Genomic DNA, 26,664 nt, shown 5'->3' on the forward strand with positions numbered 1-26,664 from the left:
GCCCCCTTGTTGTTCAAGGCGGTGCGCCGACAGGCGCGGGGACAAGAAAGAATGCGCGGACAGGGCGTGCGATAGCACGCCCTGTCTTGGGCGCGTCATTGCCTCGCACTATCATGCAGGAATGACTTCCGTACGCCTGACCTGCGCACTGGCGCTGCTGCTGCCATTGGCGGCCTGCACCACCGCCCCCGCCCCTTCCGCCTCCGCTCCCACTTCCATGGCTGCGGCTGCACCGCCGAAGCTGCTGCTGATCTCCATCGATGGCCTGCGCGCCGATGCGCTGGACCGCGGCCTGACCCCGAACCTGCAGCGGATGATCGACGGCGGCGTGCGCGCCCGCTGGATGACCCCGTCCTACCCGTCCCTGACCTTCCCCAACCACTACACCATCGTCACCGGCCTGCGCCCGGACCACCACGGCATCGTCAACAACAGCATGGAGGACGCAACACTCGGCCGTTTCGAACTGGGCAACCGCGACGCGGTCACCACCAGTGCCTGGTGGGGCGGAGAACCGATCTGGGTCGGTGCGGAGAATGCCGGCGTGCGCACCGCCACCACGTCGTGGCCCGGCAGCGAATCGGCGATCCGCGGGGTACGCCCCAGCCAGTGGCGCGTCTACGACAGCAAGGAACCGCTGGAGCAGCGCGCCGGCACCGTGCTCGACTGGCTGGCACAGGCCGATGCCGATGCACCACGGCTGACCACGCTGTACATGGAACACGTGGACAAGGCCGGCCACAACTACGGTCCCGAATCGAAGCAATACGCCGACGCCATCGTGCGCGCCGACCTGATCGTTGGCCAGGTACTCGACGGCCTGCAGCAGAGCGGCCTGGCCGCCACCACCAACGTGATCGTGGTATCTGACCATGGCATGGCCAGCGTCGCCGACGGGCACGTGATCGCCACCGAATCGATGGCCGACCCGGCCATCGCGCGCAATGTCAGCCAGGGCCAGTCAGTCGGCTTTGCGCCGGTGGCCGGCCGCGAATCAGAGGCCGAAGCTGCCCTGCTCGGCCGCCATGCGCACTATGAGTGCTGGAAGAAGGAAAACCTGCCGGCTCGCTGGCACTACGGCACCCATCCGCGGATTCCGGCCATCGTCTGTGCGATGGATGAAGGGTGGGACGCGCTGCACCGGGCGAAGATCGCCAAGCGCCCGAAGCAGGACCGGGGCTCGCATGGCTATGACAACGCCCTGCCCTCGATGCGCGCGGTGTTCGTGGCCAGCGGCCCGTCGTTCCGCCAGGGCCTTGTGATCGATGGCTTCGACAATGTCGATGTCTATCCGTTGCTGGCCCATCTGCTGCAGGTGCCGGCCGCACCGAACGACGGCAATGCGGAGACGTTGAAGCAGGCACTGCGCTGACCCCGTGGTAGAGCCGGGCCCATGCTCGGCTGCATTGCGCCAGCCGAGCATGGGCTCGGCTCTACAAAAACAGGCACAAAAAAAACGCGGCGCCAGGCGCCGCGTTTTCCTTGGACCGGTCGGTCGGCCGGATCAGGCCTTGGCGACGGCCTTCTTCGCCACAGCCTTCTTCGCCGGAGCCTTGGCCACGGTCTTCTTGGCAACCGGGGCGGCGGCGCCTACGGCGACCTTGCTCGCGGTGTGCGAACGGGCGTTGCCGTAGCTGGCGTTGTAGCGCTTGCCCTTGGCGGTCTTGCGGTCACCCTTACCCATGTCTTCAACTCCTCAAGTGTGAAATCTGGTTACCCCGTACTGACACGGGTTCGGCGGGGCCGCCTTGCTGGGCGCCCCCGCGCACGATCAGAAAGCCTATCACGGAGCGCCTAGTGCGCGCAGCTGGCGTCGTGCACGTGGCCGTGGTTGAGGCGCAGGTTGACCAGGTGCGCAACACCCACCAGCAGGCCGCCGATGGTCATCACCACCGCATGTGGTACGGCGTTGTGGTGCAGCGGGTCGTACAGCACGCCGGCCCACAACGCGACCAGACCGGGAATCAGGAAGCCCAGCGCACGCAGCGCGCCGTGACGGCGGTAACCCCAGACCAGGCTGAACAGCCCGAGCAGGGTCACGAACAGCACCAGCGCCTGTTCAACTCCGTCACTCAGCCAGAAGGACAGCCCCAGCGACGGTGCCGCCGCCAGCAGCACGGGGATCACCGCGCAGTGCACCGCGCACAGCATCGAACCAGTGGCACCGAAACGGTCGAGCAGGGGGCGCAGGCGTGAGGACAGGGACATGACTTCCAGCAGGGTCGGCGAATCGTTATGGAATAATATAACATCCATTCCCGACCCGCACGGTTTCCCTCCCCCTGTCCCATCGACGGGATTCGTGCGCCCCGTGATTGATACAATGTAACAAAGGACCCGCCCATGCCCGCCCACACCCCGCGGCTCAAGCCGCATTCCCTGGCCCTGGCCCTCGCCGCGCTGCTGCCGTCCGTCGCCTTTGCAGCCGGCCAGGACACCTCCCATCGTGACCGCCACCTGACCGAGCTGTCGTCGGTACAGGTCACCGCGTCGCCGCTGCAGGGCGATGCCGAATCCCTGGCGCGCCCGGTGGATGTGCTGGCCGGTGAGCGCCTGGACGAGCAGAAGGCCGGCACCCTCGGCGATACCGTGGCCAAGCTGCCCGGCGTACAGAGCACCTTCTTCGGGCCCGGCGTCGGCCGCCCGATCATCCGCGGCCAGGAAGGCCCGCGTGTGGCCGTGCTGTCGAACGGCATGGGCAACATGGACGCCTCAACGGTCAGTGCCGACCACGCCACCAGCATCGAACCGTTCCTGGCCGACCAGATCGAAGTGCTGAAGGGGCCGGCTACACTGCTGTTCGGCAGCGGCGCCATCGGTGGTGCGGTCAATGTGGTCGACGGCCGCATCGCACGCGAGCTGCCGGAGCGTCCGCTCAGCGGCCGCGCCGAGCTGCGCGGCAATTCGGTGAACAATGAACGCAGTGGCATGTTCCGCCTCGACGGCGTCAGTGGCAACGTCGTGCTGCATGTGGATGGCCTGGTACGCAACGGCGACGATTACCGCATCCCCGGTTACGCGGTGATCGACAGTCTTGAAGACCACCATGACCACGATCACGACCACGATGCGGCCGAGGGCGAAGAACCGCGCCGGGGCCGCCTGGACAACAGTTCGATCCGCACCCGCGCCGGTGGCGTCGGCGCAACGTGGCTGGGTGAAGGCGGCTACTTCGGCGTATCGGCCAGCACCTACCGCACCAACTATGGCATTCCCAATGGCGCGCACGTGCACGCTGACGGTGATGACCATGGCCATGACCATGGTCACGACCATGGCGATGAAGAGGAAGGCGGCGACGAGCATGACGTGCGCATCGACATGGTGCAGAACCGCTTCGAGACCAAGGCCGGCATCTACAACCCGGTCTCGTTCCTGAAGAACATCAACGCACGCGTGGCCTACACCGACTACGAGCACGTGGAGCTGGAGGCCGGCACGCCGTCCACCCGCTTCACCAACCGCGGCATCGAGGCGCGCCTGGAAGCCGTGCAGCAGCAGATCGGCGGCTGGGACGGTGCCTTCGGCCTGCAGTTCGGCAACAGTGATTTCGGCGCCAAGGGCGAAGAGGCGTTCGTACCGGATACCGGCACGAAGAACATCGGCCTGTTCGTGCTGCAGGAAAAGCAGTTCGGTCCGTTCAAGCTGGAACTGGGCGGCCGCCACGACCAGGTCAAGCTGGATCCGACCGGCGACTACCGCCGCCGCACGTTCGGCGCCACCAACCTGTCTGCCGCCGGCATCTGGAAGCTCAACGATGCAGTTGACCTGCGCATCGGCGTGGACAGCTCCGAGCGTGCTCCGACCAATGAAGAGCTGTACGCCGCCGGCGCGCACATCGCCACCCGCTCCCTGGAAATCGGCGATGCCAACCTGAAGACCGAGCGCGGCCAGCGCATCGAGCTCGGCATCCATACCCACAGTGATCGCCTGGACTTCTCCGCGTCGGTCTACCAGACCAGGTTCAAGGACTTCATCTATCTGGCCGACACCGGCATCACCGAAGGCCTGCCTGTGCGTAGCTGGACCCAGCAGGACGCGGTGTTCCGCGGTGCCGAGGCTGAAGCGCTGGTGCATCTGTTCGAGGGCGGCGCCGGTGACTGGGACCTGCGCCTGTTCGGTGATTACGTGAAGGCCAAGCTGGATGGCAGCGGCAGCCGCAACCTCGACATCGCCGTGCCGCACGGTGACCACAGCCACAACTACACGGTGGAGCTGGCCAACACCGGCTACCTGCCGCGCATCGCTCCGGCCCGCGTCGGCGCCGACCTGCGCTGGTCGAAGGATGGCTGGCGCGCCTCGGTCGGTGCGGTCCGCTACAGCCGCCAGAAGGATGTCGCCCAGAACGAAGCGCCGAGCGATGGCTACACCCTGGTCGACGCGCATCTGGCCTACCGCTGGGATCGCAACGCGAGCAACAGCTACGAGGTGTTCCTGGATGGCAGCAACCTGACCAACCGCGAAGTGCGTCCGCATACCTCGCTGCTGCGCGACTACTCGCCGCTGCCGGGCCGCGGCGTCGCATTCGGCATCCGCGCGTTCTTCTGATCGCATACAGCGGGATCGGATCCCTTTCCGCAGGAAAGGGCTCTGACCCCGCAGCAACGGCATCCACGCGTGGCGTGGATCTACCTGCCCATCCGGGTCGGATCCCTTCCGCAGGAAAGGGCTCTGACCCCGCAGCAACGGCATCCACGCGTGGCGTGGATCTACCTGCCCATCCGGGTCGGATCCCTTACCGCAGGAAAGGGCTCTGACCCCACGCAATCCCACGGGGGCCTTCGGGTCCCCGTCTTCATTTCGGCCCCCCATCACGCGGACGTCACAAAGATGTGCGTACGACAACAACCGGACAATCCCGTCACTCAATGTCTCGCCAAACGGACACCTTTGTCCGAATATAACTCCATGACTGCCCAACGTGCCGATGCTGCTGCCCGCCGTGCCCTCATCCTCGACGCCGCCGATCATGTGTTCGGCCAACATGGTGTCACCGCCCCGCTGGACCTGGTGGTCGAACGCGCCCAGGTGGGCCGCGCCACCCTGTACCGCAACTTCCCCGACCGCACGGCGCTGATCCAGGCGCTGCTGCAGCGTACGGTCGACCGCATCCGGCGCCAGGTCGAGCAGCTCGGCGACCGCGACGACGCCCTGTTCGAGGTGTTCGAGGGCATGGCCCAGCGCATCATCGATTCGCCGGCGCTGGCCGATTACTGGCGCGCGGTCGACTCCGACGTTCCGGCCATGCGCACCGCGCGCGAGACCGTACGCGATCTGCTGGAAGCACCGATCGAGCGCGCCAAGGCCGCCGGCCTGTGCCGTCCCGACCTGGAAAAGACCGATATTTCACTGATCTCGGGCATGCTGGGCGCGGCCCTGCGCGGCAAGACCCGCGACGAGCGTGCTCACCTGGCCGGGCGCGCCCTGCAGCTGCTGCGCGGGGGTCTCCAGGGAGCAACCAGCGAGGCCCGCTGATGGTCCAGCCGTATCTGAAGCCGGTTCCGGATTGGGAGGAGCATGAGAAGCCGACCATGCCCGGTTCGGCATCGATGCCCTGGCACCCGCCGCATCGTCGGTTGGCGTATGCCCTGGTGTCGCTGCTGGTGGCGATCACCGGCGGCCTCGGCAACGCACTGGTCACCGCCAACCTGCCGTTCCTGCAGGGCCAGCTGGCGCTGACTCCGACCCAGGGCAGCTGGCTGGTGGCGGCCTATGCAATGGTCAACGTCACCGCCAACCTGCTGGCCTTCAAGTTCCGCCAGCAGTACGGCATCCGCCTGTTCGCCGAGATCGGGCTGGGCCTGTACGCGGCGCTGGCAGTGCTGCATCTGTTCGTCGGCAGCTTCGAGACCACGATGCTGACCCGTGCCGCCAGCGGCTTCGCTGGCGCAGCCTGTTCGACACTGGGCACGCTGTACATGCTGCAGGCGCTGCCGCGGCGGTTCACCGGCAATCTGCTGGTGGTCGGTGTGGGCCTTTCGCAGCTGGCGGTTCCGATTGCCTGGATCGTCTCGCCGGGCCTGGTCGATACCGGCCAGTGGCACCAGCTGTACTCGTTCGAAGCCGGCCTGGCCCTGTGTGCGTTCGCGGCGGTGGTGCTGCTGAAGCTGCCACCCGGCATCCAGGTGAAGGCATTCGAGCCATTGGACTTCCTCACCTTTGCCCTGCTCGCGCCGGCTGTTGCGCTGCTGGTGATCGTGCTGGCGCAGGGCTACACGCGCTGGTGGCTCAATACGCCGTGGCTGGGCTGGGCGCTGATCGCATCCATCGCGCTGACCACCACCGCATTGATCATCGAACACTACCGGCGCAATCCGCTGCTGCAGATCCGTTGGCTGTCGACACTGCCGGTCCTGCATTTCATCGTCGGCGCCTTCCTGATCCGCTTCCTCACCACCGAGCAGTCCTACGGCGTGGTCAACCTGATGCGCACGCTGGGCATGGGGCCTGACCAGATGCGGCCACTGTTCGTGGTGATCCTGGCCGGGGTGATCGTCGGCATCGCCGGCGCCTCGCTGACCTTCGGCCCGAAACGGCTGATCGCCCAGCTGCTGATGGCGATCCTGCTGCTGGGCACCGCCGCGTTCTTCGACCAGCACCGCACCAGCCTGGACCGGCCGCACGACTTCTACGCCAGCCAGTTCCTGGCCTCGATCGGTGCCGGCATGTTCATGGGCCCGCTGATCATGCTCGGCATCTCTGCCGCGTTGAAACAGGGTGTGGACCACATGATCACCTTCCTGGTGACGCTGTCGATCACGCAGACACTGGGCGGCCTGGCAGGTTCGGCGGTGCTGGGGACCTTCCAGCTGCATCGCGAGCAGCTGTATTCCAGCGCGCTGACCAGCCAGCTCGATCCGGCCGATCCAGTGGTGGCGCAACGCCTGCGCCTCCAGCAGCAGCTGTACAGCGCGCAGATCACCGACCCGGTGCTGCGCAGCGCGCAGGGCAGCGCGCAGCTGGCGCAGACCGCGCGCCGCGAAGCCAACGTGCGTGGCTTCAATGATGTGTTTACGCTGAGTGGCTGGCTGGCGATCGGCTTCCTGTGCTGGTTGCTGCTGCTCTCGCTGCGCACCGCCATACTCAAGCAATGGCGCAAGCGCCATCCCGTCCTTTCCACTGCGGCCACGCCAGCCGCGCCCCGTTGAGTCCCCCCATGCCTCCCGTGCCGCCCCGACCCGACGACGCCGACAATGTCACCCCACCGCCGCCGACCGATGCGGCTCCCGCGCCCACGCCGGTAGAACCCGCGGTCGCGCCGAAGTACCTCAAGCCCAGCGCGCGCAGCGTGGTGGTGATGGTGGTGGTGGCCCTGCTGGGCATCGCGCTGATCCTGCGCGCCTGGCACCTGTGGCCGTTCACCAGCAGCGTGATGGTGACCGACAACGCCTATGTCCGCGGCCAGATCACGGTGATGGCGCCACAGGTGAACGGCTACGTGACCGACGTGCTGGTGAAGGATTTCCAGCATGTGACGCAGGGCGAGCCGCTGCTGCGCATCGATGACCGCATCTACGCACAACGTGTCGCCCAGGCGCAGGCAACGCTGGACAGCGCGCGCGCGGCGCTGGCCAACTCCGACCAGTCGCAGGCGCAGAACCGTGCGCAGATCGCCTCGGCGCAGGCCACGCTGTCGGCCGGCCAGGCCGAGCTGCAGCGCTCGCGCAACGAACTGAAGCGCTACGAGGAACTGGCCGCGCAACAACTGGTATCGGTCAACGACCGCGACAAGTTCCGCACCACCCAGGCGTCGGCACAGGCCAGCGTGCAGCAGTCGCAGGCGCAGATCCGCATCGCCGAGGAAACGCTGGTGTCGACCCAGGTGGCGCGCAAGAGCCTGGAGGCCCAGGTGGAAAGTGCGCAGGCGCAGCTGGAACTGGCCCGCATCGATCTGGCCAACACGGTGATCCATGCACCGCGCGACGGCCAGATCAGCGAGGCCAGCGTGCGGGTGGGCCAGTACGTCGCAGCCGGTTCGCAGCTGCTGTTCCTGGTACCTGACACGCTGTGGGTGGTGGCCAACTACAAGGAGGGCCAGACCTGGGGGATGGCCATCGGCCAGCGGGCCTCGTTCTCGGTGGACGCGTTCCAGGGCCAGGTGCTGCGCGGCCGCGTGGAAGAGATCGCGCCAGCCACCGGATCGGAATTCAGCGTGCTGCGCCCGGACAATGCCAGCGGCAACTTCACCAAAGTGGTACAGCGGCTGCCGGTGCGGATTTCGATCGACGGCAATCAGGAACTGGCGGCGCAGCTGCGACCCGGCATGTCGGTGATCGTGCGGGTGGATACCGCATCCAAGCCGGTGGACTAGGGCGCAGGCCCTCCAGCCCCGGGCCCTGCCCGGTTGCCTTGTTGTGAAACGGGGTCAGATCCCTTTGCCATTGGCAAAGGGATCTGACCCCGCTCGCGCGCCTTGCTCAGCCTGCGCAGCGCGCGCAGAGGCCGTGCACTTCCAGGGTCTGTGCCTGCGGCTGGAAGCCCAGCTCCTTGGCACGTTTCTCCAGCTGGGTGACGATCTCGCGGTCTTCCAGCTCCACTGCGCTGTGGCAGCTGTTGCAGATCAGGAACGGCACCGAGTGCGCGGCGCTGCTGGGATGGTGGCAGGCCACGAACGCGTTCACCGATTCCAGCTTGTGCACGAAGCCGTTGGCCATCAGGAAATCCAGCGCGCGGTACACGGTGGGCGGGGCATCAGCACCCACGCCCTTGCCGTTGCGTACCCATTCCAGCAGCTCGTAGGCCTTGACCGGCTTGCCGGCCTCGGCGATCAGTTTCAGCACATTGGCGCGGATCGGGGTCAGGCGCAGCCCGCGTTCGCGCGAGACGCGCTCGACCACCGCCACGAAATCCGATGCGTCGTGAACGTGGTGGTGCGGGGCCGTACAGGCAGTGGCGGTCTTGGCGGGCATGCGTGTTCTCCGGTTCGGGCCTGGCAAGGATGCCTCAGGCCGTTGCTACCTTGGTGATGGCCACATCAATGCGTTTCAAGGCCTGCTCGCGGCCGGCCAGGTACACGGTATGGGAAATGTCAGGACTGACCTGGGTGCCGGTGATGGCCACGCGCAGCGGCTGGGCGACCTTGCCCATGCCGATCTCCAGCGCCGCGGCCGCATCGTGCAGGGCCCCCCCCACCGCCTCGGCGGTCCACTCGGGCAACGCCGCCAGCAGCTCACGGGCCTTGCCCAGCGCCACCTCGGCACCGGCCTTGAAGTGCTTGGCCACCGCCGCCTCGTCGTACTCGGTCAGCGGCTGGTACCAGACCACGGCCTTCTCGGCCATTTCCTTCAGGGTCTGCACGCGTTCACGCAGGGCGATCACCACATCCTCCGGGGCCGGGCCGGCGGCCACATTCAGCCCCAGCTTCTGCAGCTGGTAGACCAGGTGCGGCACGATGGCGGCCACATCCTCGGTCTTCAGGAAGTGCTGGTTGACCCACCCCAGCTTGGCCATGTCCAGGCGCGAGGCCTTGGAGTTGCAGTCCTTCACATCGAACAGGTCGATCAGTTCCTGGCGGCTGAACAGCTCCTGGTCACCGTGCGACCAGCCCAGGCGGGCCAGGTAGCTCAGCAGCGCATCGGGCAGGTAGCCGGCGTCCTTGTACTGCATCACGTCGGCTGCGCCGGTACGCTTGGAGAGCTTGGCGCCCTGCTCGTCCAGGATCATCGGCATGTGGCCGAACTTCGGCACCGGCGCACCGATGCCTTCGTACAGATTGATCTGGCGCGGGGTGTTGTTGATGTGGTCGTCGCCGCGGATGACTTCGGTGATGCCCATGTCCCAGTCGTCCACCACCACCGCGAAGTTGTAGGTGGGGTAGCCGTCCGGGCGGAAGATGACCATGTCATCCAGCTCGCTGTTGGCGATCTCGATGCGGCCCTTGATCAGGTCATCGAACACCACCGTGCCTTGCAGTGGGTTCTTGAAGCGGATGACGCGGTTCGGGTCGTCCTTGTACGGCAGGCCCAGATCGCGCGCAGCGCCGTTGTAGCGCGGCTTCTCCTGCTTGGCCATGGCCGCTTCGCGCATGGCATCAAGCTCTTCGCGGGTTTCGTAGGCGTAGTACGCCTTGCCCTCGGCCACCAGCTGCTCGGCCACTTCCAGATAGCGGGCGACGCGGTCGGTCTGGTAGATCGGGCCCTCGTCGTAATCCAGGCCCAGCCACTCCATCGCCTCCAGGATGGCGTCGATCGCGCCCTGGGTGCTGCGTTCACGGTCGGTGTCCTCGATACGCAGCACGAACTCGCCGCCACGGTGGCGGGCCTCCAGCCAGCAGTACAGCGCGGTGCGGGCACCACCGATGTGCAGGTAGCCGGTGGGACTGGGGGCGAAGCGGGTGCGGCAGGTCATGGAGGGCTCGAGGAACGGGAATCCCCCGATTTTACCAGCCCACCGCCCCCGACGGAAAAAGGGGACGGAGGGGATTAAGTCGCGATTCCCCCGCTCCTGCGGGGCGACCGGGAAACGGAGGGGAGATACGACTTAATCCCCTCCGTCCCCTTTTATGGTTCTGGCTTACGCGGGAAGGGCTGCTCGCGCATTGCGGCGTTGTAGGCGAACGAGGCGACGATGGCCGCGGCCTGCTTCAGGTCTTCCGGCTCGGCGTGGTCCCAGGTGTCCAGATGGCTGTGGTGGACGTTGGTGAAGTAGTCCAGCCGGTCCTGGATGAACTGGAAGCCTGGCAGGCCGATGCGGTCGAAGCTGATGTGGTCGGTGCTTCCGGTGTTGCGGGTGGCCACGGTGGTGGCGCCCACGTCATGGAACGGGGCCAGCCAGGCTTCGAAGATCGGCATCGCCGCCAGGTTTTCCTGGGCGTAGATGCCACGGAAGCGGCCGGAGCCGTTGTCCATGTTGAAGTAGACTTGGAACTTCCCGTAGTCGCGGGTCTTCTGCAGGGCCCCGGTCGGCTCACGCAGCGACGCCGGCAGCGCCTTCTGCGCCGCGTCGGCGGGTTCGGGGAAACGACCGAAATGCTTGGCCACATAGGCCTGCGAGCCGATCAGGCCCTGCTCCTCGCCGCTCCACAGCGCCACGCGGATGGTGCGCTTGGGCTTGGCGCCGGTAGCCTTGAGGATGCGCATCGCCTCCATCATCACCGCCACGCCAGCGGCGTTGTCGGCCGCACCGGTACCGCTGTGCCAGGAATCCAGGTGCGCACCGATCATCACCACTTCATCGGGCCTGCTGCTGCCGCGGATCTCGGCCAGCGTGTTGTAGCCGGGCTGGTCGGCCTCGTCGGTGAAGCGCGCGGCTACGTCCACGCGCAGGCGCACGGCCTGCTTGGCCTTCAGTGCGCGCACCAGTGGATTGAAGTGCTCGCTGATCATTGCCAGCTCGGGAATGCCAACCGGCTCGCCGGCCTTGCGCGAACCGCCACCGGCAACGCGGATGATGCCGTTGTCCCAGCTGCTGATGCTGATCGAGGCCAGCGCCCCCTCTTCGACGAAGAAGGCGTTGACCTTGCTCGCCAGCGCCTGGCGCTCCTGGTATTCCTTGACCCGCTTGGCGCGCTCGGCGGTGGCGTCCTGGTCTTTCGGCAGGGTGAATTCCTGCAGGCCTTCCAGTGAGGTCGCGTCGTGACGATGGGAATCCGGCTCGGTGCCGCGCTTGTACTCGCGCGCTTCGCCCAACAGCAGGATCTTGCCGCGCAGCTTGCCGCGGTACTTCTCGATGTCTTCGGGCTTCTTGATCTCGACCTGCACCAGCTCGCCTTCGACCGGGCCCTTGGTACCCGGCGTCCAGGCCTTCGGCAGCGCGTGCAGCGGCTGGATTCGGTCACCCAGCATTTCCACGCTGGCCGACGTGAACTCCCAGCCACGGCCGAAATCATCGAAAGCTTCGTCGTGGACGTTGTCCAGCTTCCATTCGTTGAACTTGCCACGGGTCCACGCATTGGCGCGGCCCATTGCCGGCGAGTTGGTCAGGCGCGGGCCGATGCGTTCGGTGAGATAGCTGAAGGTGTCCATCACCTGCGAGCGATGGAAGGCCTCCTGGCGGATGCGGCTGACCATGTCCAGGTCAACCGTTTCGCGCTGCTGCGCCGCTGCATTGCCACCCATCGCCAGCGCTACGGCCAGCACGCCCCACTTCAACACATCGCACCCCTGCCTTGCGGCCTGCTCATCAACCCATCGAGTCTAGCCAGCCGGAGCGCGCCGATACCGTCCCATCGGTCATGGGCGGTGTAGAAGCGTGCGAACCAAGGTTCGCACCCACAGGAGAGTGGCCCCACAGAAGACTGGCTCCACAGAAGAGTGACCCGATAGGAGAGTGGCCCCACAAGAGAGCGGCCCCAGAGGAGAGCGGCCCCACAGGAGCGCAGGTGTTTCGCCCCCGCCCAGGCCCCTCACCCGCTCCAGCCCAGCCATAGCTGCGCCCGTTCCGGCAGCAGCAGCAACCAGTGCCGCCGGTCGATGCTGCTGCAGCCGTACACCGCCGCATGTACGGGCCAGTCATCGGGCAGGCCACCGATGCCGATTTCGGTCAGAGCTTCCGCCCCGGCCTTCCATGGCCGGTAGCGCGGCACCCGCCCCGCCACCGCGCCGCGTCCCTGCCGCGCGCCCTGCAACCAGGCCAGGCCCTTGCCCCGCAGTCCCTCGCAGGTCACCGCCGCCAGCTGGAAGCGGACCAGGCCGGGGGCGATCCGTGCCCCCGGCAGGGCCGCCAGCACGCCATGTGCCTGCAGCAGTGCATCCACTTCCAGCAGGGCCGGAATGCCCTGCCGTGCCCGTTGCCGCAACCCCTGGCGCCAGCCCATGGCGTACTCCTTACTTCAGGTCCGCGCCAAGCGCGTACCAGTCGACCCGGCGGGTCACCCACATCGCCAGCGCCAGGATCACGAACAGCAGCAGCGACCCCATCAGCAGCGCATTGTTCTCCGACACCAGCAGGCCATACAGCGCGCCGTACAGCACGGTCAGCAGCGCAGCGAAGCCGAGGCCGCGCTTCCAGTGGCCCAGCACGTTGGCCAGGTACACCGCCTGCAGGCCGATGCAGGCCACGGCCGAGACCAGGTAGGCCTTCCAAAACGCGATGTGCTCGGACAGGCTGATCAGCAGCAGGAAGAAGATCGCCAGCGCCAGGCCGACCATCAGGTACTGCAGCGGATGGATGCGCAGCGACTTGATCAGCTCGAACAGGATGAAGCCGACGAAGGTCAGCAGCACGAACAGCACGCCGTACTTCGAGGCACGGTCAGCCTGGGTGTAGGTATCGACCGGATCGACCAGCGACACCGTCACCGCCTGCGAATCGATCGAACCCTCGCTGCGCAGCTGGCGCTGCGCGTCGGAGGCCAGCGAAGACACCGCCCAGCGTGCGTCGAAACCCTGTGCATCGACGCGCCGCTCGTTGGGCAGGAAGGCGCCGCTGAACGACGGATGCGGCCAGCTCGAACGCAGCGCGATGCGGGTGTCATCGCCTACCGGCACCACCGACAGCATCCGGCTGCCGTCCAGGCGCAACTCCAGCTCGACGGTGCTGGCAGCCAGGGTGCCCCCCTGATCGGCAGCGAAGCCGGCCACGGGTGCATGCAGACCACGGCCGATTTCGCTGGCCGCGCCAACGCCCGGCAGCAACCGCAGCTGCTTGCCGTCCACGCGCAGGTTGGGCGTACCGACCAGGCCACGCACATCGGAAACACCCAGCGCCACATAGGGCTGGCCATAACTGCGGCCGGTCTTCACCGGATAGTCGTCCGCGGCGAAGCTCGCCTTCAGCTGGCCGTTCCAGCTGTACACCGGCACCTTGAACAGGCCGACTTCGCGCTGGCTCGGCAGCATCTCGCCGCCCACCTCCAGCGACGCCGGCATCTGCAGCCAGTGGCCCTCGGTGACCTGCACCTCGGTCTTCTTGTTGCCCTGGGCGTCGACCACCTCGACCTGCTGGCGTTCCACCCACGGCACCACCCGCACCGGGCCCACCAGCTGCTGCGTGCCGGCGCGGCTGTCGGCTACCCGCGCAAAGGCCTCGTCGCGGTACTGGCTGCGCTCGGTGATGACCCCGCGGATCATCATCAGCGGCACCAGCAGCAACAGGATCAGCCCGCCGACAATGGCGAACCTCAGCAGCATCTTCAGGGATTTCATGGTCCATCCTCGTTGGAGAGGGCTGCAGGATGGACCGCTGCGGTGAGCAGGGTTTGTGGCGAATTTGAAGTGAGTGTGAAGTCAGCGGCGCGGGCGCTGGCCCGGCACCGCCAGCGGCAGCCACAGGCTGGCCACGGTGCCACCGCCGTCGCGATCGTCGAGGCTGGCGCGACCATCATGCAGGCGCGCAACCTCCTGCACGAACGGCAGGCCCAGGCCGGAACTGCGCCGGCCACTGCCAGGGCGGGCCAGCGAATAGAAGCGCTCGAACACCCGTTCGCGCGCATAGTCGGGAATGCCGGCACCGCGGTCGGCCACCTGCAGGCGCACGCCCTGCCCGTCCACCTCGGCCTGCAACGCGATGTCCGCGCCGGCCGGTGAGAAGGCAATGGCGTTGTCGATCAGGTTGTGCAGCGCCTGCCGCAGCAGATAGGCATCGCCCTGCACGCGCAGGTCGGTCACGTTGCCGATGCTGACCTGCACGCCGGCCGCCTGCGCGCGCACCTGCGCAGCCGCCGCCGCATCGGCCAGCAACGTCGGCAGCGCGATCGGATCGCGGGTCTGCAGCCACCCGTGCTGTTCCACTTCGGCCAGCGCCAGCAGCTTGTCGATGGTCTCGGTCAGCCGCTCCTGCTGGTCGACGATGCTGCGCGCGAAATGCACGCGGTCTGCATCGGGCAGCGGCTCCTGCAGGAGCTCGGCGGCACCGCGGATCGCCGCCAGCGGGCTTTTCATCTCATGCGTCAGCGACTGCACGTACTGCTCGACGTAGGCCTTGCCCTCCAGCTTGCGACGCATGGTCTCCAGCGCCTGGCCGAGGTCGCCGATCTCGTCGCGTCGCCGCCGCGGCGGTGGCACCGGTTCGCCAGCGGTGACCGCGCGTGCATAGCGGCTGAGCTGGCCGAGGCCGGTGGTGAGCCACATCGTCACCAGCACGCCGACCAGCGCCGACAGCCCGATCAACCACGCACCGCGCTCGATGATGGCGCGCTGGCTGGCAGCGATGAACGGATCGATGCTGCGGTTGGGCTGGGCCAGGCTGAGCACGCCGATCAGGGTGCGCCCATCGGCCGGGTCATACACCGGGGCAGCCACATGCATCACCGTGTCGCCCTCTTCGCCGGCGACCTCGGGGCTGGAGCGCGCGCCGTACTCGCCTCGCAGGGTGCGGTAGACATCGTTCCAGCGCGAGTTGTCACGCCCCAGGTCGCGGCCCAGCGAGTCGTAGATGACGATGCCCCTGGCATCGGTGATGGTCACCCGGTAGTCGAGCGAGCGCTTGGGAAATCGCCAGACCATCGCCTTCAGGTCGCGCTGCCGCGCCTTGGCCAGGTTGCGGGTGAAGCTGCCGCTGCGGATGGTGCCGTCCTTGACGTCGGCGGCCGCCATCTCGGCCAGCACATTGGCGGCATCGACCAGGGTCGATTCCATTGCCTGGCGCACGCCCGGCTTCACCTCGTTGACGAACACGCGCATCACGAAGAACGCGGCGATGCCGGTGATCAGGAAGAAGCCGAGGAACAGCTTCAGTACCAGGCGCATCGGCTAGACCTCCAGCGCGTAGCCAAGGCCACGGTGGGTGCGGATCGGGTCGTCGCTGGCACCGGCCGCACGCAGCTTGGCGCGCAACGTCTTTACATGGGTGTCGACGGTTCGGTCGGCACTGTCGGCACTGCTGTCCCAGCCGCGATCCATCAGCTGGGCTCGGCTGAGGATGGCTCCCGGCCGCTGCAGCAGTGCTTCCAGCAACGCGTACTCGTAGCGGGTCAGGTCCAGCGCGTGGCCGCGGAAGCGGATGCGCCGGCCTTCGCGGTCGATGGCGAAGGCGCCATGTTCCTGCCAGCCCGCGTCCGCACGGGCGGCTGCCACGACCGGTGCCGCGCGGCGCAGGCGCGCACGCACCCGCGCCACCAGCTCGCGTGGCGAGAACGGCTTGGTCATGTAATCGTCGGCGCCCAGTTCCAGGCCCAGCACGCGGTCCACTTCATCGTTGCGGGCAGTCAGGAAGATCACCGGCAGCTGCGCCGCCGGCCCGGGCTGCGCGCGCAGCCGCCGGCAGACCTCGAAACCGCCCAGGTCCGGCAGGCCCACGTCCAGCACCACCACGTCGATATCCCCAGCCTGCAGCCGCTGCAGGGCCTCGCCGCCCAGCAGGCAGTGGCTGGCGGCATAGCCTTCGCTGCGCAGCGCATAGAGCACGGTTTCGGCGATGGCGGCTTCGTCCTCGACCACCAGGACATGGGCAACAGGAGCTGTCATGGCGCGCAGCATAGCCGCTGCGGCCGCCGCCCCGTACACTGCCGCCCATGAACTATCGCCACGCCTTCCATGCCGGCAACCACGCCGACGTGCTCAAACACATCGTGCAGCTGGCCCTGATCGACAGCTTCAAGCGCAAGGACAGCCCGTTCTTCGTGCTCGACACCCACGGCGGCGCTGGCCGCTACCTGCTGGCCAGCGAAGAGAGCCGCAAGACCCTGGAAGCCGAATCCGGGATCATGCGGCTGATGGCCCAGCCCAAGCTGCCGGAGGTGGTCGAGCGCTACCTGAAGGCGGTGCAGGCCGACAACCCGGTCGGCGCGATGACCAACTACCCAGGCTCGCCGCTGCTGAGCGCACAGGCGATGCGCGCGCAGGACCGCATGGCGGTCTGCGAGCTGCAGGAAGCCGAAACGGCCACGTTGAAGGCCCTGTTCGCCCATGACAGCCGCGTCGATGTACGTCCGGGCGATGGCTACGCCCTGCTGCGCTCGCTGCTGCCGCCGAAGTTCAATGGCAGCAAGATCGGCCGTGGCCTGGTGCTGATCGACCCGCCGTACGAGGCGCAGGACGCCGAATACCAGAACGTGCTGGCCGCCCTGGCCGAGACCCTGGCACGCTGGCCGCAGGCCACCTGTGCGGTCTGGTTCCCGATCAAGCAGCGCCGCACCATCCTGCATTTCCTGCGCAAGGCCACCGCCCTCCCGGTCAAGTCGGCGATGACAATCGAGTTCCTGGTGCGCCCGGACGACTCGCCGCTGCGCCTCAATGGCAGCGGCATGCTGCTGCTCAACCCGCCATGGCAGTTCGACCGGGTGGTCGGCCCGGCCCTGCCGGCACTGCGCCAGCACCTGGGCGAACCCGGGGCCAGCACCCGCCTGGATTGGCTCAAAGCCCCCGAATAACGGCCTTCACGAGGCTGTACCGCCGTGAGCCTTTCGTTCACGGAATGCAGCCCCGGTGATGCCACAATCGATGGACCACCAAGGAATCACCCGGTATGGCCACTCGCAACCGCATGCCGCCCTGGCATGAGATCTTCAAGGCTCCCAGCGGCCACGAGCTGCTGATCCGCCCCATCCGCCCGGAAGATGGCGCACCGCTGCAAGCGGCGTTCAGCCTGTTCGGGCCGGAAGAAATCCGTGATCGTTTCCTGCAGGCGGTGACCGAGCTGTCGCCGGAAACCACCCAGCGCCTGACCCACCCGAATCCCAAGACCGAGATCACCCTGGTCGCAGCCGAATCCCTGCCCGCTGGCGAAGCGGTGGTCGGCGCGGTCGCCCGGGCCTCGATCATCCCCGGTACCCGTGAAGCCGAGTACGCGATCCTGATCAGCCGCTTCCTCATTGGCCAGGGCCTGGGCCGGCAGCTGATGCGCAAGCTGGTGAAGTGGGGCCGCGGCAAGTACCTGGACCGCCTGTACGGCGATGTTGCCGCCGAGAACGAGCCGATGAAGCAGCTGGCCGCCTCGCTGGGCTTCAAGCCGGTTCCGCACCCGACCGGGGCCGAGGGCCTGGTACGGATGGTGCTGGAGCTGGACAACTGACGGTGGTGCCGGCCGCCGGCCGGCAATCCGTTTCCCCAACGGCGCATGAGGCTGCCGGCCTGTGGCCGGCGCCCGCCACCGGCCCTGGATCGGGCTTCTGCTAAAATCCGCGGTCCATGTCGCGTACCTCATACCCCGCCCCGCCGCTGCCGCGCGCCGGCCAGCTCCGCGCCTGGTGGCGCGCCCCCGCATCGCCGACCGCCCTGGCCTGGTACCTGGCCCAGGCCGCGCGCGCGCACGACGCCCCGCTGCTGGTGATCGCCCGTGACAACCACGGCGCCAACCAGCTCGAAGCCGACCTGCAGACCCTGCTCGGCGGCGATCCATCACTGCCGGTGGTCGCCTTCCCGGACTGGGAAACCCTGCCCTACGACCGCTTCAGCCCGCATCCGGACATCATCTCGCAGCGCCTGGCCGCCCTGCACCGCCTGCCCGCGCTGAAGCGCGGCCTGGTGATCGTGCCGGTGCAGACCCTGCTGCAACAGCTGGCGCCGCGCAGCTACGTGATCGGTGGCAGCTTCGACCTCAAGGTCGGCCAGCGCCTGGACCTGGAAGCCGAGAAGCGCCGCCTGGAAAGCGCCGGCTACCGCAACGTGCCGCAGGTGATGGACCCGGGTGACTTCGCTGTGCGCGGTGGCCTGCTGGACGTGTACCCGATGGGTGCCGACGAGCCGCTGCGGGTGGAGCTGCTGGACGAAGACATCGACTCGATCCGTGCCTTTGACCCGGAAAGCCAGCGCTCGCTGGACAGAGTCGAGGCCGTGCACATGCTGCCGGGCCGCGAAGTGCCGATGGACGAAGCCAGCGTCGCCCGCGTGCTGGCCACGCTGCGCGAACGCTTCGATGTCGATACCCGGCGCAGCGCGCTGTACCAGGATCTGAAGTCCGGGCTGGCGCCGGCCGGCGTCGAGTATTACCTGCCGCTGTTCTTTGAACGCACCGCGACCCTGTTCGACTACCTGCCCAGCGGCAGCCTGCCGGTGGTCTGCGCCGGTGCCGGCGAAGCCGCCGAGGCCTTCTGGGCACAGACCGGCGAGCGTTATGAGCAGCGCCGCCACGATGTGGAACGGCCGCTGCTTCCGCCGTCGGCGCTGTACCTGTCGCCGGAGCTGCTGCGCGAGCGCCTGAACGATGCCCCGCGCATCGAGGTGTGGTCGGCTGACCACGCGCGCATCGCCGATGCCCATGCGCTGGGCGACCAGCCGTTGCCGCCGCTGCCGGTGGCCGCACGCGAGGCCCCGGCCGGCGACGCGCTCAAATCCTTCCTCGGCCACTACCCGGGCCGGGTACTGATCGCTGCCGATTCGCCCGGCCGTCGCGAAGCCCTGCTGGAAGTGCTGCAGGCCGCTGAGCTGAAGCCACCGGTGGTGGCCGACCTGCCCAGCTTCCTCGCCGGCGATGCGCGCTTCGCGATCGCGGTGGCGCCGCTGGAGGATGGCTTCGCGCTGGACGATCCGCGTATCGCGGTGCTGACCGAGCGCCAGCTGTTCCCCGAGCGTGCCGGCAGCACCCGCCGCACGCGTCGTGCCGGCCGCGAGCCGGAAGCGATCATCCGCGACCTCGGCGAACTGACCGAGGGCGCGCCGATCGTGCACGAGGACCATGGCGTCGGCCGCTACCGTGGCCTGATCGCGATGGACGTCGGCGGCATGCCCGGCGAATTCCTCGAAATCGAATATGCCAAGGGTGACCGCCTGTATGTGCCGGTCGCCCAGCTGCACCTGATCAGCCGCTACTCCGGCGCCTCGGCGGAAACCGCGCCGCTGCATTCGCTCGGTGGCGAGCAGTGGAGCAAGGCCAAGCGCAAGGCCGCCGAGAAGGTACGCGACGTCGCTGCCGAGCTGCTGGAGATCCAGGCCCGCCGCCAGGCGCGCGCCGGCCTGGCGCTGCAGGTGGACCGCGCGATGTACGAGCCGTTCGCTGCCGGCTTCCCGTTCGAGGAGACCCCGGACCAGCTGGCCGCGATCGATGCCACCCTGCGCGACCTGGCCAGCAGCCAGCCGATGGATCGCGTGGTCTGCGGCGACGTCGGCTTCGGCAAGACCGAGGTCGCCGTGCGCGCGGCATTCGCCGCTGCCAGTGCCGGCAAGCAGGTGGCCGTGCTGGTGCCAACCACGCTGCTGGCCGAACAGCACTACCGCAATTTCCGCGACCGTTTCGCCGATTACCCGCTGAAGGTCGAGGTGCTGTCGCGCTTCAAGACCACCAAGGAAATCAAGGCCGAACTGGAGAAGGTCGCCGCCGGCACCATCGACGTCATCGTCGGCACCCATCGCCTGCTGCAGCCGGACGTGAAGTTCAAGGACCTGGGCATGGTCATCGTCGATGAGGAACAGCGCTTCGGCGTGCGCCAGAAGGAGGCGCTGAAGGCGCTGCGCGCCAACGTGCACCTGCTGACCCTGACCGCCACGCCGATTCCGCGCACGCTCAACATGGCCATGGCCGGCCTGCGTGACCTGTCGATCATCGCCACGCCGCCGCCGAACCGGCTGGCGGTGCAGACCTTCATCACCCAGTGGGACAACGCGCTGCTGCGCGAAGCCTTCCAGCGCGAGCTGGCGCGTGGTGGCCAGCTGTATTTCCTGCACAACGACGTGGAAAGCATCGGCCGCATGCAGCGCGAGTTGTCCGAGCTGGTGCCGGAGGCACGCATCGGCATCGCCCACGGGCAGATGCCCGAGCGCGAGCTGGAAAAGGTGATGCTGGATTTCCAGAAGCAGCGCTTCAACGTGCTGCTGTCGACCACGATCATCGAGTCGGGCATCGACATCCCCAACGCCAACACCATCATCATCAACCGCGCCGACCGCTTCGGCCTGGCCCAGCTGCACCAGCTGCGTGGCCGCGTCGGTCGTTCGCACCACCGCGCTTACGCCTACCTGGTCGCCCCTGACCGCCGCTCGATCACGCCGGATGCCGAAAAGCGCCTGGAAGCGATCGCCTCGATGGACGAACTGGGCGCCGGCTTCACCCTGGCCACGCACGATCTGGAGATCCGTGGTGCCGGTGAACTGCTTGGCGAGGACCAGAGCGGACAGATGGCCGAGGTCGGCTTCAGCCTGTACACCGAGCTGCTGGAGCGTGCGGTGCGCAGCATCAAGCAGGGCAAGCTGCCCGACCTGGATGCCGGCGAGGAAGTGCGCGGTGCCGAGGTCGAGCTGCATGTGCCGGCGCTGATTCCGGAAGACTACCTGCCGGACGTGCATACCCGCCTGACCCTGTACAAGCGCATTTCCAGCGCGCGTGACAGCGATGCGCTGCGCGAGCTGCAGGTGGAGATGATCGACCGCTTTGGCCTGCTGCCGGATGCGGCCAAGCACCTGTTCGCCATCGCCGAGCTGAAGCTGAAAGCCAACACGCTGGGTATCCGCAAGCTCGACCTGGGCGAGAACGGTGGCCGCATCGTGTTCGAATCCAAGCCGAACATCGACCCGATGGCGGTGATCCAGCTGATCCAGAAGCAACCGAACCTGTACGCCATGGAAGGGCCCGACAAGCTGCGCATCAAGCACCCGCTGCCGTTGCCGGAAGACCGCTTCAACGCGGCCCGCGCCCTTCTGACCACCCTCGCCCCGGGTTGATCGCCCCCCGAACACCCCGCACCGGTCCCCACCCGGTGCGGGCGGATGACCATGTTTCCTGACGCCGTACCTGCCCCCGACCTGCTGCACGCGCAGGCCTGCCTGATCGATGCCCTCTCGATGTCGCTGCAGATGCGCGACGCCTACACCCGCCACCACTGCGACCGCGTCGGCCTGTTCGCGCAACGCCTGGCCGCGCACTGCGATCTCGATGACGAGGCCTGTGCGCAGATCGGCCTGGCCGCGCGCTTCCACGACATCGGCAAGATCGGCATTCCCGACGATGTGCTGCTGGCACCGCGCCGGCATACCGATGAGGAGCGCGCCATCATGCGCGAGCACCCGGTCCGCGGCGAGCACATCTTCCTGGCCACCGGGCGCAGCGACGCCGCGCCCGTGGCGCGGCTGATCCGCGCCCATCACGAAGCCTTCGATGGCAGCGGCTACCCCGATGGGCTGCGCGGCGAAGCCATCCCACTGGGCGCACGCATCGTCACGATTGCCGATGCCTACGATGCGATGACCAGCGTGCGCCCGTATCGCGACGCGATGGAGCACGAAGCTGCATTGCGGATCATCGAAGCGCAGTCCGGCGGGCTGGTCGATCCCTATGTGCTGCAGCGTTTCCATCGCATGCTGGCGCGGGAGCCGGAGCTGGCCTGAGATCTTCCCGCACGTGAAACGGCCCGCCGGTAGAGCCGACTGTCAGTCGACTGCTCTTCGTCCAGATCGCGGAAATCCCGCGCTGCGCGCGATAGTCGGCCAACAGTCGACTCTACCAGGCCGCTCCGCGCTACCGGCCTGAAAGACAAAAGGCCCGGCATTCGCCGGGCCTTTCGCATCACGCATCACCGGTGATCGATTACCAGATCACCACGCGCTTGTCGTCGGCACGCACCATCGCATCGCCAGCCTTGCACTGGAATGCGGCGGCATAGGACGGCATGTTCGACGGCGCACCGTTGGCACGGAAGTTGGCCGGCGCATGCGGGTCGGTGTTCAGGCGCACGCGCAGCTCACCATCGGTGAAGTTGCGGCGCCACACGGTGGCCCAGTTCATGAAGAAGCGCTGGTCCTGGCTGTGGCCATCGACCTCGACATTCGCCTTCGGGTCTTCCTTCAGCGCCATCTGCAGCGCGTCGTAGGCCACGGTCAGGCCGCCCAGGTCACCGATGTTCTCGCCCAGGGTCAACTTGCCCTTCACGAACACGCCCGGCACCGATTCATAGCCGTCGAACTGCGCGACCAGCTGGTCGGTACGCTCGGTGAAGGCCTTGCGGTCGGCATCGGTCCACCAGTTGTCGAAGTTGCCGTTGGCGGCGAACTGGCTGCCCGAGTCGTCGTAGCCGTGCATCATCTCGTGGCCGATGACCGCACCGATGCCGCCGTAGTTCAGCGCCGGATCGGCCTTGGCGTCGAAGAACGGCGCCTGCAGGATCGCCGCCGGGAACACGATCTCGTTCTTGGTGGCGTTGTAGTACGCGTTGACGGTCTGCGGGGTCATGCCCCACTCGGTCTTGTCCACCGGCTTGCCGATCTTGTCCAGCATGTAGCGGTAGTTGAACGCACGCGCCGCCTGCATGTTGCCCAGGTAGCTGTCGCCGTTGGTCTGCAGGCCCGCCCAGTCACGCCACTTGTCCGGGTAACCGATCTTCGGGGTGAAGCTGGCCCACTTTTCCAGCGCCTTCTTCTTGGTTTCTTCGCCCATCCACGGCAGCTGCTCCAGGCGCGCCTTCAGCGCCTGCGACAGGTTTTCCACCAGGTGCTGCATGGCGACCTTCGACTCGGCCGGGAACACCGCGTCGACGTACAGCTGGCCCAGGGCCTCACCCATGCCACCGTTGACCGACTCCAGCACGCGCTTCCAGCGCGGCTGCATTTCCTTCTGGCCACGCAGGGTGGTGCCATAGAAATCGAAGTTGGCCTTCTCGAACTGGCTGCTCAGGTACGGCGAGGCATCGTCAATGGTGTGGAAGCGCAGGTAGGCCTGCCAGGTGCTGGCCGGCACGTCGGCGAGCATCTTGTCCATTTCACTGAAGAAGCCCGGCTGGGCCAGCGAGAACTTCTGCGCGGCCGGCACCTTCAGCGTGTCGAACAGCGCGGTCCAGCTGAAGTTCGGGGTCAGCCTGTCGGCGTCGGCGGCGCTGAGCGGGTTGTAGCGCTTGGCCGGGTCACGCATTTCGATGCGCGACATCGAGGCCTTGGCCAGGCGGGTTTCGAAGGCCATCACGGCCTTGGCCTGCTCGGCGGCCTGCGCGGCGTCCACGCCGGACAGGGTCAGCACCTGTGCGATGTAGGCCACGTAGGCATCGCGGATCTTGGCCTGCGCATCGTCGAAGTAGTAGCCCTTCTCCGGCAGGCCCAGGCCGCCCTGGCCGACGTAGGCGATGACGTTGGCCGAATCCTTGTAGTCGGCATTGGCGAACAGCGAGAACAGCACGCCCTTGCCTTCGGCCTGGCTGTCGCGCAGGTACTGGGTGATGGCGGCGGTGTCGTTCAGCGCGGTGATCTTGTCCAGCTGCGGCTGCAGCGGCGCCAGGCCGGCCGCTTCGATCTTGGCCTCGTCGTTGCCGGTCTTCCAGATGTCGCCGATCTTGGCCTCCACCGATCCAGCCTTGGCCTGGCTGGCGGCGGCCTGCTGCACCAGCGTGTGCTGCACTTCCAGCGAACGCTCGCGGAGGATCTCGAAGCTGCCCCAGGTGGTCTGGTCGCCCGGCACCGGGTTGGCCTTCAGCCACTTGCTGTTGACGAAGCCATTGAGGTCGGTACAGGCCGAAATGGCCGGATCCAGGTCAGCGCTGTTGAGCGAGATCAGCGGCGTCTTGATCTGCGACAGGTCGAAGGCCGGCTTGGCGTCGGCACTGGCCGCCGGCGCGGCTTCATTCTTGCCACAGGCCGCCAGCGAGGCGGCGATGGCGATGGTCAGGCCCAGCGGGACCAGGTTGCGGACGTTCATGAGGCTCTCCTGCGGGTAATTTCACAGGGTAGCCGGGGATGCCCACGACGGGGACCGGCCAAAGGTCACGAGCCCCTGGCGTCGCCAACCAACTGCATGCCGGTATTCTTGTCTTCCCGATCACCGGACCTCGCGCCCATGGACGAAGCTGCGCTGCTGCTGGCCCTCGACACCTGCGAGTATCTGTTCCTGGCGGGTATTAGCGAACCGGAAGCGAATCGTCTGCGCCTGGTCGTCGAGGAAGGCCAGGTGGTCGGAAAGCCCTCCCGTGTGGAGCTCGGCCATGGACGTTCAATCGATGATGTGCGTGCGATAGAGGTGGTGCCCCACTCGCTGCGGTTTGAACTGCTCTGGGACCACTACATCAGCTATGCCGTGCACAACGAGTCCTATCAGAGCTGGGACGACTCCGAAGCCTGGAGCGGCAAACTGTTCCGCCGCTACAGCCGTTCGAAGTTCCTCGATTATCTGGACCGTGCCACCTTTGCAGATGCCAGTTACCCGGGCCCATTCACGCACTATCAGGTGATATGCCAGGACCACGTCATCGACATTGCGGCATTGCAGCCGCCGAAGGTGCGCCTGCTGAGTCCTTCGTAGCGGCCAGATGCAGCCACCCATGGGGTGGCTCTACTGGGTTGCGACAGCATCAGCCGAGCGTGGGCTCGGCTCTACAAAAGAGAAGGCCGGCTTGCGCCGGCCTTCTTCTTATTTCGCCTTGCCCTGGTTGGCCACGGCTTCAGCGGCCTTGCGCGCCGCTTCCGGGTCGCCCAGGTAGCGGAACGACTGCACGGTCAGGTCGTCGTTCAGTTCGAACAGCAGCGGGATGCCGGTCGGGATGTTCAGCTCGAGGATTTCCTCGCGCGACACGTTGTTGAGGTACTTGTACAGCGCGCGCAGCGAATTGCCGTGGGCGGTGACCAGCACGATCTTGCCGTCCTTCAGCTGCGGCGCGATGGCGTCGTGCCAGTACGGCAGCACGCGGTCCAGGGTGGTGGCCAGCGATTCGGTGCCCGGCAGCGCGTTGCGGTCCAGGCCGGCGTAGCGACGGTCATGGATCGGGTGGCCCGGATCTTCCAGGTCCATCGGCGGCGGCGGGATGTCGTACGAACGGCGCCATACCTTGACCTGCTCTTCGCCGTGCTTGGCAGCGGTCTCGGCCTTGTCCAGGCCCTGCAGGCCGCCGTAGTGGCGCTCGTTGAGGCGCCAGGACTTGTTCACCGGCAACCAGTCCTGCTCCAGCTCGGCCAGCGCACCCTGCAGGGTGTGGATGGCGCGCTTGAGCACGGAGGTGTGGGCAACGTCGAACTGCAGGCCTTCCTCGCGCATCAGGCGACCGGCGGTGGCCGCTTCCCGGCGCCCCTGCTCGGTCAGGTCGACATCGACCCAGCCGGTGAAGCGATTGTCCAGGTTCCACTGGCTCTGGCCATGGCGCAACAGTACGAGTTTACGGGTCACTGCAGGGTCTCCAACGCGAGGAAAGGCAGGCCGCCATTGTAGCCCCAGGCGCCGCTCACCGGGCCGTGGCAGCGCGCATGCGATGCTGTGGCCAATGAATACGGTGATCGACCCCGGACGCTGGCAAGGCAGCGTCGCCGCCGCCCGCGAGCAGCAGATCCAGCTGGCCGGCCGCGTGGAGCGCCAGGACCGCCTGCCGCGCACGGTGCACTGGCTGGCCGGGCTCGACGTTGGCTTCGAAGACAACGGCGCCATCACCCGCGCCGCGGCGGTGCTGCTGGATGCGAACACGCTGCAGCCCGTGGCGCAGGAGATCGCACGCATCCCCACGGTGATGCCCTACATCCCCGGTCTGCTCAGCTTCCGCGAGCTGCCGGCACTGCTGGCCGCGCTGGCCCTGCTGCCGCGCACGCCGGACCTAGTGTTCGTCGATGGCCATGGCATCAGCCATCCGCGCCGGCTGGGGGTGGCCGCCCACCTCGGTGTGGTCACCGACCTGCCGAGCATCGGCGTGGCCAAGTCGAAACTGGTGGGTCGGTTCGTCGAACCGGGTGCCGAGGCCGGTGCACATACGCCGCTGCTGGATGGCGATGAACAACTGGGCTGGGTGCTGCGCAGCAAGGTGCGCTGCAAGCCGCTGTTCGTGGCCGGCGGCCATCGGGTCAGTGCGGATACCGCACTGGGCTGGGTGCAGCGCACGCTGCGCGGTTACCGGTTGCCTGAGCCGACGCGGCTGGCGGACCGGCTGGCCTCGCGACGGGACGGATAGCGGCGCCGGGC

The 26,664-nt window shown here is 67.3% G+C and carries 22 protein-coding genes; 11 read left to right on the forward strand and 11 right to left on the reverse strand.

The window, feature by feature from the left end; translation table 11 throughout:
- Positions 1–121 precede the first annotated feature (121 nt).
- On the forward strand, positions 122–1,372 hold the full coding sequence (locus B9Y64_RS01325; protein WP_100439189.1) for an ectonucleotide pyrophosphatase/phosphodiesterase: 1,251 nt from the start codon (positions 122–124) through the stop codon (positions 1,370–1,372).
- A 132-nt stretch (positions 1,373–1,504) separates the two neighbouring features.
- Here the strand turns inward: B9Y64_RS01325 and B9Y64_RS01330 are convergent, their stop codons facing one another.
- A complete protein-coding gene (locus B9Y64_RS01330) occupies positions 1,505–1,684 on the reverse strand; it encodes a 30S ribosomal protein THX (protein ID WP_004150462.1) in 180 nt (59 codons plus the stop codon).
- A gap of 110 nt (positions 1,685–1,794) precedes the next feature.
- Positions 1,795–2,208, reverse strand: a complete 414-nt coding sequence (locus B9Y64_RS01335) for a MerC domain-containing protein (RefSeq protein WP_100439190.1) — start codon at positions 2,206–2,208, stop codon at positions 1,795–1,797.
- Positions 2,209–2,343: 135 nt separating this feature from the next.
- Here B9Y64_RS01335 and B9Y64_RS01340 point away from each other — a divergent pair, with 135 nt between their 5' ends.
- The 4 genes from B9Y64_RS01340 (at position 2,344) to B9Y64_RS01355 (ending at position 8,311) form a co-directional block, all read left to right on the forward strand.
- Positions 2,344–4,548 carry a TonB-dependent receptor gene (locus tag B9Y64_RS01340; RefSeq protein ID WP_100439191.1) on the forward strand — a complete coding sequence of 735 codons (2,205 nt, stop codon included), beginning with the start codon at positions 2,344–2,346 and terminating at the stop codon, positions 4,546–4,548.
- A 360-nt stretch (positions 4,549–4,908) separates the two neighbouring features.
- Positions 4,909–5,475, forward strand: a complete 567-nt coding sequence (locus B9Y64_RS01345) for a TetR/AcrR family transcriptional regulator (protein WP_100439192.1) — start codon at positions 4,909–4,911, stop codon at positions 5,473–5,475.
- Positions 5,475–7,148 carry an MFS transporter gene (locus B9Y64_RS01350; RefSeq protein ID WP_100439193.1) on the forward strand — a complete coding sequence of 558 codons (1,674 nt, stop codon included), beginning with the start codon at positions 5,475–5,477 and terminating at the stop codon, positions 7,146–7,148. Before B9Y64_RS01345 ends, B9Y64_RS01350 begins: the two co-directional genes overlap by 1 nt.
- An 8-nt stretch (positions 7,149–7,156) precedes the next feature.
- Positions 7,157–8,311: an HlyD family secretion protein gene (locus tag B9Y64_RS01355; RefSeq protein ID WP_100439194.1), complete on the forward strand. Its 1,155-nt coding sequence runs from the start codon at positions 7,157–7,159 to the stop codon at positions 8,309–8,311.
- A gap of 106 nt (positions 8,312–8,417) precedes the next feature.
- Here the strand turns inward: B9Y64_RS01355 and B9Y64_RS01360 are convergent, their stop codons facing one another.
- The 7 genes from B9Y64_RS01360 to creB form a co-directional block, all read right to left on the reverse strand.
- Positions 8,418–8,909 carry a Fur family transcriptional regulator gene (locus B9Y64_RS01360; RefSeq protein ID WP_004150412.1) on the reverse strand — a complete coding sequence of 164 codons (492 nt, stop codon included), beginning with the start codon at positions 8,907–8,909 and terminating at the stop codon, positions 8,418–8,420.
- 34 nt (positions 8,910–8,943) lie between these two features.
- A complete protein-coding gene (gltX, locus tag B9Y64_RS01365) occupies positions 8,944–10,347 on the reverse strand; it encodes a glutamate--tRNA ligase (protein WP_100439195.1) in 1,404 nt (467 codons plus the stop codon).
- A gap of 152 nt (positions 10,348–10,499) precedes the next feature.
- Entirely contained in the window at positions 10,500–12,092 is a 1,593-nt protein-coding gene (locus B9Y64_RS01370) for a M28 family metallopeptidase (protein ID WP_100439196.1), read from the reverse strand.
- Positions 12,093–12,343: 251 nt separating this feature from the next.
- Complete coding sequence (locus tag B9Y64_RS01375; protein WP_100439197.1) at positions 12,344–12,754, reverse strand: hypothetical protein; 411 nt, start codon at positions 12,752–12,754, stop codon at positions 12,344–12,346.
- Between the two features lie 10 nt (positions 12,755–12,764).
- Positions 12,765–14,084, reverse strand: coding sequence for a cell envelope integrity protein CreD (gene creD, locus B9Y64_RS01380; protein WP_100439198.1), 1,320 nt, complete (start codon positions 14,082–14,084; stop codon positions 12,765–12,767).
- An 81-nt stretch (positions 14,085–14,165) separates the two neighbouring features.
- Positions 14,166–15,626, reverse strand: a complete 1,461-nt coding sequence (creC, locus tag B9Y64_RS01385; protein ID WP_100439199.1) for a two-component system sensor histidine kinase CreC — start codon at positions 15,624–15,626, stop codon at positions 14,166–14,168.
- Between the two features lie 3 nt (positions 15,627–15,629).
- Complete coding sequence (gene creB, locus B9Y64_RS01390; RefSeq protein ID WP_100439200.1) at positions 15,630–16,355, reverse strand: two-component system response regulator CreB; 726 nt, start codon at positions 16,353–16,355, stop codon at positions 15,630–15,632.
- 35 nt (positions 16,356–16,390) lie between these two features.
- Between creB and B9Y64_RS01395 the strand changes: the two genes are divergently transcribed.
- The 4 genes from B9Y64_RS01395 to B9Y64_RS01410 all read left to right on the forward strand — a co-directional run bounded on the left by B9Y64_RS01395 (position 16,391) and on the right by B9Y64_RS01410 (position 22,133).
- Positions 16,391–17,248, forward strand: a complete 858-nt coding sequence (locus tag B9Y64_RS01395) for a 23S rRNA (adenine(2030)-N(6))-methyltransferase RlmJ (protein WP_100439201.1) — start codon at positions 16,391–16,393, stop codon at positions 17,246–17,248.
- A 95-nt stretch (positions 17,249–17,343) separates the two neighbouring features.
- On the forward strand, positions 17,344–17,889 hold the full coding sequence (locus B9Y64_RS01400) for a GNAT family N-acetyltransferase (protein WP_004150340.1): 546 nt from the start codon (positions 17,344–17,346) through the stop codon (positions 17,887–17,889).
- 116 nt (positions 17,890–18,005) lie between these two features.
- On the forward strand, positions 18,006–21,470 hold the full coding sequence (gene mfd / locus B9Y64_RS01405; RefSeq protein ID WP_100439202.1) for a transcription-repair coupling factor: 3,465 nt from the start codon (positions 18,006–18,008) through the stop codon (positions 21,468–21,470).
- Between the two features lie 45 nt (positions 21,471–21,515).
- Positions 21,516–22,133 carry an HD-GYP domain-containing protein gene (locus B9Y64_RS01410; RefSeq protein WP_100439203.1) on the forward strand — a complete coding sequence of 206 codons (618 nt, stop codon included), beginning with the start codon at positions 21,516–21,518 and terminating at the stop codon, positions 22,131–22,133.
- Positions 22,134–22,332: 199 nt separating this feature from the next.
- Here B9Y64_RS01410 and B9Y64_RS01415 read toward each other — a convergent pair whose 3' ends face one another.
- Entirely contained in the window at positions 22,333–24,426 is a 2,094-nt protein-coding gene (locus tag B9Y64_RS01415) for a M13 family metallopeptidase (RefSeq protein ID WP_100439204.1), read from the reverse strand.
- Between the two features lie 138 nt (positions 24,427–24,564).
- Here B9Y64_RS01415 and B9Y64_RS01420 point away from each other — a divergent pair, with 138 nt between their 5' ends.
- Entirely contained in the window at positions 24,565–25,026 is a 462-nt protein-coding gene (locus tag B9Y64_RS01420) for a hypothetical protein (protein WP_100439205.1), read from the forward strand.
- Positions 25,027–25,134: 108 nt separating this feature from the next.
- Here the strand turns inward: B9Y64_RS01420 and gpmA are convergent, their stop codons facing one another.
- Positions 25,135–25,884, reverse strand: coding sequence for a 2,3-diphosphoglycerate-dependent phosphoglycerate mutase (gpmA, locus tag B9Y64_RS01425; protein WP_100439206.1), 750 nt, complete (start codon positions 25,882–25,884; stop codon positions 25,135–25,137).
- A gap of 94 nt (positions 25,885–25,978) precedes the next feature.
- Here gpmA and nfi point away from each other — a divergent pair, with 94 nt between their 5' ends.
- Positions 25,979–26,653 carry a deoxyribonuclease V gene (gene nfi, locus B9Y64_RS01430; protein WP_100439207.1) on the forward strand — a complete coding sequence of 225 codons (675 nt, stop codon included), beginning with the start codon at positions 25,979–25,981 and terminating at the stop codon, positions 26,651–26,653.
- The last annotated feature ends 11 nt before the right edge of the window (positions 26,654–26,664 follow it).

The organism is Stenotrophomonas maltophilia (genome assembly GCF_002799245.1).
Taxonomy (GTDB): domain Bacteria; phylum Pseudomonadota; class Gammaproteobacteria; order Xanthomonadales; family Xanthomonadaceae; genus Stenotrophomonas; species Stenotrophomonas maltophilia_S.

Coding starts and splice junctions, on each gene's coding strand:
- B9Y64_RS01325 (WP_100439189.1), top strand. CDS start 122: ATGACTTCCGTACGCCTGACCTGCGCACTGGCGCTGCTGCTGCCATTG.
- B9Y64_RS01330 (WP_004150462.1), bottom strand. CDS start 1,684: ATGGGTAAGGGTGACCGCAAGACCGCCAAGGGCAAGCGCTACAACGCC.
- B9Y64_RS01335 (WP_100439190.1), bottom strand. CDS start 2,208: ATGTCCCTGTCCTCACGCCTGCGCCCCCTGCTCGACCGTTTCGGTGCC.
- B9Y64_RS01340 (WP_100439191.1), top strand. CDS start 2,344: ATGCCCGCCCACACCCCGCGGCTCAAGCCGCATTCCCTGGCCCTGGCC.
- B9Y64_RS01345 (WP_100439192.1), top strand. CDS start 4,909: ATGACTGCCCAACGTGCCGATGCTGCTGCCCGCCGTGCCCTCATCCTC.
- B9Y64_RS01350 (WP_100439193.1), top strand. CDS start 5,475: ATGGTCCAGCCGTATCTGAAGCCGGTTCCGGATTGGGAGGAGCATGAG.
- B9Y64_RS01355 (WP_100439194.1), top strand. CDS start 7,157: ATGCCTCCCGTGCCGCCCCGACCCGACGACGCCGACAATGTCACCCCA.
- B9Y64_RS01360 (WP_004150412.1), bottom strand. CDS start 8,909: ATGCCCGCCAAGACCGCCACTGCCTGTACGGCCCCGCACCACCACGTT.
- gltX (WP_100439195.1), bottom strand. CDS start 10,347: ATGACCTGCCGCACCCGCTTCGCCCCCAGTCCCACCGGCTACCTGCAC.
- B9Y64_RS01375 (WP_100439197.1), bottom strand. CDS start 12,754: ATGGGCTGGCGCCAGGGGTTGCGGCAACGGGCACGGCAGGGCATTCCG.
- creD (WP_100439198.1), bottom strand. CDS start 14,084: ATGAAATCCCTGAAGATGCTGCTGAGGTTCGCCATTGTCGGCGGGCTG.
- creC (WP_100439199.1), bottom strand. CDS start 15,626: ATGCGCCTGGTACTGAAGCTGTTCCTCGGCTTCTTCCTGATCACCGGC.
- creB (WP_100439200.1), bottom strand. CDS start 16,355: ATGCTGCGCGCCATGACAGCTCCTGTTGCCCATGTCCTGGTGGTCGAG.
- B9Y64_RS01395 (WP_100439201.1), top strand. CDS start 16,391: ATGAACTATCGCCACGCCTTCCATGCCGGCAACCACGCCGACGTGCTC.
- B9Y64_RS01400 (WP_004150340.1), top strand. CDS start 17,344: ATGGCCACTCGCAACCGCATGCCGCCCTGGCATGAGATCTTCAAGGCT.
- mfd (WP_100439202.1), top strand. CDS start 18,006: ATGTCGCGTACCTCATACCCCGCCCCGCCGCTGCCGCGCGCCGGCCAG.
- B9Y64_RS01410 (WP_100439203.1), top strand. CDS start 21,516: ATGACCATGTTTCCTGACGCCGTACCTGCCCCCGACCTGCTGCACGCG.
- B9Y64_RS01415 (WP_100439204.1), bottom strand. CDS start 24,426: ATGAACGTCCGCAACCTGGTCCCGCTGGGCCTGACCATCGCCATCGCC.
- B9Y64_RS01420 (WP_100439205.1), top strand. CDS start 24,565: ATGGACGAAGCTGCGCTGCTGCTGGCCCTCGACACCTGCGAGTATCTG.
- nfi (WP_100439207.1), top strand. CDS start 25,979: ATGAATACGGTGATCGACCCCGGACGCTGGCAAGGCAGCGTCGCCGCC.